Origin of the sequence: Micromonospora maritima, assembly GCF_902825405.1 — a bacterium.
GTDB classification, from domain to species: Bacteria; Actinomycetota; Actinomycetes; order Mycobacteriales; family Micromonosporaceae; genus Micromonospora; species Micromonospora maritima.
On sequence record NZ_CADEAU010000457.1, the window covers coordinates 1 to 4,253 of the forward strand.

Consider the following 4,253-nt stretch of genomic DNA (forward strand, 5'->3'; position numbering starts at 1 on the left):
GCCCGCCGGAGCGGGTCCGGCGGGCACTCGCGATCGGCCGGGGTGCTCCCCCGGCGCACCTCGGTCAGCCGAGGCGGCGGCGGCGCCAGGCCAGGGAGGCCAGCAGCAGGACCGCGCCGGCGGCGGCGAGGCCACCACCGAGCTTCAGCGGCGTGCCGATGCTGTCACCGGTGACCGGCAGACCGCCGTGGTGCGGCGGCCGGGTCGGCCGCGGCGGGAGCACGGTGCCGACGGCACTGGCGACCCGTCCCGACGTGAGACCGGTGGCGGTGAACGTGTAGCGACCGGGCCGGGTCGGCCGGTACTGCACCGTGAAGGCACCGTCGCCGTCGGCCGTCACCGTGAAGGTGGTCGGCGCCGGCTGCGGGGCGAGCTCGGGAGTGAACGCGACCGGGGCCATCGCCACCGTGCTGCCGTCGCTGCGCCGCGCGGTCCCCTGGGCGGGGGCCGCGGCCGGGAGGTTCGAGATGGCGACGTCGATCCGCACCGTCTCGCCGGCCAGGAAGCCGGTGCCGCGGAGCGTGAAGCTCTCGCCCAGCCGGATGGTCGTGGCTGTCACCGTCAGCGCCGCGCCCGGCGGCACGTACGGGGGCTGCGGCTGCGCCGCGCCGGCCGCGGTCGGCGCGGCCGCCACGGCCAGGCCGACCGTGAGCGCCATGATGATGCGGGATAGCCGCATGATGGATTCCCTCCTACTGTTCACAGCTTGGTGCGTTGACTGTTCGGGTGGTCCATGGGGTGACGGTGGGTGTGAGCACCAGGTCGGCGGTGCCGGCGGCGGTCTGGCCGGTGAGCAGCGTGACGTCGAGGGTCCGGGTCTGCCCCGGCTTGGCCTCGACGGTCGCCACCGCCACCTGACGGCGGCCGTGGGTTCCGCTGCCCATCGCGGTGTCCCGCCCGTCGAGCCGGCCGGTGAGGACCGCGCCGCCGGTGGGCGTGTGCACCGAGACGAAGGTGCGTGCTGTGTACTTGTCGCCGGACATGGCCAGGCCCGTGACCGACTTGCTCAGTCCCGACCGCGGGGCGGTGGAGCGCACCGTGACCCGCAGCCGCAGTTCGCGGCGGCCGTCCGGTTGGCAGTCGCCGACCGTGAGCGTGGCCGAGAATCTCAGGTAGTAGCCGAGCTTCGCGCCGCTGCCGTCGTTGAGGAACACGCCGACCGTCGGCACGATGTCCTTCTCCGGGAGCTGCCCGGCCAGCCGGCTGTCGGCCAACGCGCGCTGCTCCTCGGATCGGGCACTCCAGAACAATATCCGACGTTCAGCGATTGAACGGCTGAAAACGGTCAAAAGTGACCGCGGGTCGACCGTCTTGGTGAACAGCGCGTCGAACACGCCCGAGGCGGCCCGGCTGAAGAACTCGTCCTGGGCCTTGGTGTCCAGGTCCCGGTACGAGTCGGCGAGCAGCGTCCGCACCGCGGTGCTGCCGACCAGCGCGGGCCCGTCGGGCACGGCGACCGGGCCGATCACGCCGAGCAGGTAGGACAGCACCACCGGGTCCACGGCGAGCACGCCGTCGACGGTGGTCCCGGTGCGACGACGCACCATCTCGCGGTAGGACTCGGCGGCCGACGGGAAGTCCGGGCTGAGGTTGACGTCGGCCGGATAGATCCCCGGCAGGTCCGCCCAGAGCCGACGCACCTCCGGGTCCACCTTCAACGGCGGATCGAAGCGTCCCAACTCGGTCGAGCTGCCCTGGGTGACCATCCGGACCCGGCCGCCCTCCGCCCGCAGCACGGCGTAGGCGCCGAACATGCCTCCGGTGGAGCGCAGCTCGGCCGGGTTCTGCGAGACGAGCAGGTAGGTGCGCGGGCCGTCGGCACCGAGCAGCGGCGGCAGCAGGCGGGCGCCGCGGTCCGCGGCGGAGGTGAGTTCGCCCAACTGCTCCAGTTCCGCCCGCAGCGCGGTGACCGCGTCCCGCACCTGTGCCACCAGGTCGGCGGTCGGGACGGCCGTCAGCGTCTCCGCCGTCCGCCGGACCGCCTGGTCGGCGGCGGAGACCTCGGCCGAGACCGCGCGCAGCCGGTTCAGGTCGAGCTTGCCCTGCTTCGGCACCAGCGACGCGAGGTCCACCCGCAGGAGGGTGGGGAAGGCCAGCCGGGCCAGATCGTCCACCGCCACCGAGATCTGCCGCACCGCGGTCAGGTCGTCGCCCGCGTACGGCGCCTGCTGGCCCACCCACCAGACCGGGTCCCCGGTCGCGCCGCGCGCGGCGGTGGCCTGCTCCTGCAACGCGGCGAGGGTCCGCTGGGCGCGGGCCACGTCGCCGGCGAGCACCTGGGAGCTGAGCTCCCGGGCGAGTCCCGCGGCGTTCACCAGGTGGGCGCGGGCCTGCCAGCCCCGGAACGCGACCCAGCCGCCGGTGGTCAGCAGCACCGAGACGACGACCAGACCGACGAGCAGGACCCGGCGGACCCGGGTCCGGCTGCGCCGTCGCGAGCGCCGTCGCCGGCCCGGCGAAGCACCGCCTTCCGTCACCACATTCCCCCTATGTGTCGAATCGGACACCGAGCGCATGAACTGCTTTCTAGCACGAATAGGCCGCTTTCATAGGCCTATTGGTAGTTCTGCGGGATTAACGATCCAGTGCGAGGTTTGTTCGCCTGGCCGCACCGCTCGTCACCTCGTGCAGCAGCGCCTCGATCCGGTCCACCCCGGCCCGCAGAGACATCTCCCGCAGGTAGGCGTCCCTGCCGCGCCGGCCCATCTCCGTCCGGGCGGCCCGCGGGATGGCGGCGGCCAGCCAGAACCGGTCGGCCAGCGCGGCCCAGTCCTCCGGCGGGCAGGACAGCCCGGCGCGTGCCCGCTCCACCAGCTCGGCGGTGTCACCGCCGGTCGAGGCGACCACCGGCGCGGCGCAGGAGAACGCGGCCTGCAGCTTGCCCGGAACGGTGCCGCGCAGCTCCGGCGCGTCGCGCTGCATGACGAGCTGGTAGTCGGCGGACGCGTACAACTGCGGCATGTCCATCGGGGACCGCCACTCGACGAACCGGACGTTGTCGGCGCCCAGCTCGGCGGCGAGCCCCCGCACCCGCCGCTCCTCGCCACCGGAACCGACGAGCACCAGGTCCATCCGGTCGCCCAGCGCGGCCGCCGCGCGGACCCCGGTCTCCAGGCCCTGCCGTACGCCGATCGTGCCGGCGTGCATGACCAGGCAGCGGTCGTCCCGGCGGATCAGGCGGCGGGCCGCGGGCCCGGGCTCGGCCGGGCGGAAGATGCGCTCGTCGGTCCAGTTGAGCACCGTGCGCACCCGGTCCGGCCGGGCCCCGGCGGCGACCACCAGGTCGCGCATGGACGGTGCGGTGACCGCCACCGCGGCGGCCTCCCGGTAGAGCCGGCGCAGGCTCGCGTCGAACCGGTCCGACCGGAGCCGGCTCTCCCCCGGCCGGGGCGGTTCCTCCTGCGTCCAGACGTCCTGCACGTGCAGCACCGTCGGCACCCGGCCGAGCAGCCGCAGCAGACCCGCCGCGGCGAAGGTCACCGCCGGGAGCTGGAAGACGTAGAGCGCGTCGACGTCACGCAGGTAGCGCCGGCCGGCCAGCGAGGCACTGCCGGCGAAGGAGAGCCAGGCGGCCCGGCGCGCCCCGGGCGAGGCGTCGCCGCGGGCGTACCGGGGCACCCGCCGGACGGTCAGCCGCTCGCTGTACGTCTGGTGCCGCCAACGTTGTCGCCAACCCGGATAGACCTGCCCGCCCGGGTAGTCCGGGAAACCGGTGAGCACCCGGACCTCGTGGCCCCGGGCCGCCAGCTCCTCGGCCAGGCTGCCCGGGACGAACGCCGGCTCCGGCGGGAAGTGGTACGACAGGATGCCGATCTTCATCGCCGCGCTCCCGGCGCGGCCTGCCGCACCACCGGCGCCCCCGGGGCGTACGATGCCGGCATCCCCTCTGCGTCCGGCCGTGACCGCCGGAAGAACGCGGTCGCGGCACCGTGTCCCGCGACCGCGCCGACGAGAGGGGTGCAGATGGTCGACGGGGTGCTCTTCGTCTGCCACGCGAACATGTGCCGGTCCCCGATGGCCGAGTTCATCGCCCGCCGGCTGCTGGCCGACCTCCCGGTGGTGGTGACGAGCGCCGGGACCGACGCGATCGACGGCGCTGCCATGCACCCGTACGCCGTCGAGGTGGCCGCCGGCACCGGCGCCGACGTGACGGCGTTCCGCACCCGGCGCCTGCGGCCGGAGCACCTGGCCGGGGCGGAGCTGGTGCTGACCGCGACCCGGCGGCAACGCTCGGCCTGCACCGCGCTGGCCCC

The 4,253-nt window shown here is 74.5% G+C and carries 4 protein-coding genes; 1 reads left to right on the forward strand and 3 read right to left on the reverse strand.

Going from position 1 to position 4,253, the window contains the following annotated elements; genetic code table 11:
- Positions 1–64: 64 nt before the first annotated feature.
- The 3 genes from HUW36_RS26970 to HUW36_RS26980 all read right to left on the reverse strand — a co-directional run bounded on the left by HUW36_RS26970 (position 65) and on the right by HUW36_RS26980 (position 3,819).
- On the reverse strand, positions 65–679 hold the full coding sequence (locus HUW36_RS26970; RefSeq protein ID WP_174530712.1) for a hypothetical protein: 615 nt from the start codon (positions 677–679) through the stop codon (positions 65–67).
- Positions 680–692: 13 nt separating this feature from the next.
- Positions 693–2,477 carry a DUF4012 domain-containing protein gene (locus HUW36_RS26975; RefSeq protein WP_174530713.1) on the reverse strand — a complete coding sequence of 595 codons (1,785 nt, stop codon included), beginning with the start codon at positions 2,475–2,477 and terminating at the stop codon, positions 693–695.
- Positions 2,478–2,574: 97 nt separating this feature from the next.
- Complete coding sequence (locus HUW36_RS26980; protein ID WP_174530714.1) at positions 2,575–3,819, reverse strand: glycosyltransferase family 4 protein; 1,245 nt, start codon at positions 3,817–3,819, stop codon at positions 2,575–2,577.
- A 144-nt stretch (positions 3,820–3,963) separates the two neighbouring features.
- Between HUW36_RS26980 and HUW36_RS26985 the strand changes: the two genes are divergently transcribed.
- A partial coding sequence (locus tag HUW36_RS26985; protein ID WP_484502604.1) for an arsenate reductase/protein-tyrosine-phosphatase family protein occupies positions 3,964–4,253 on the forward strand: 290 nt, incomplete at its 3' end.

Bases quoted from the DNA above. Each gene is read 5' to 3' on its own strand.
- HUW36_RS26980 (WP_174530714.1), bottom strand. From the start codon at position 3,819: ATGAAGATCGGCATCCTGTCGTACCACTTCCCGCCGGAGCCGGCGTTC.
- HUW36_RS26970 (WP_174530712.1), bottom strand. From the start codon at position 679: ATGCGGCTATCCCGCATCATCATGGCGCTCACGGTCGGCCTGGCCGTG.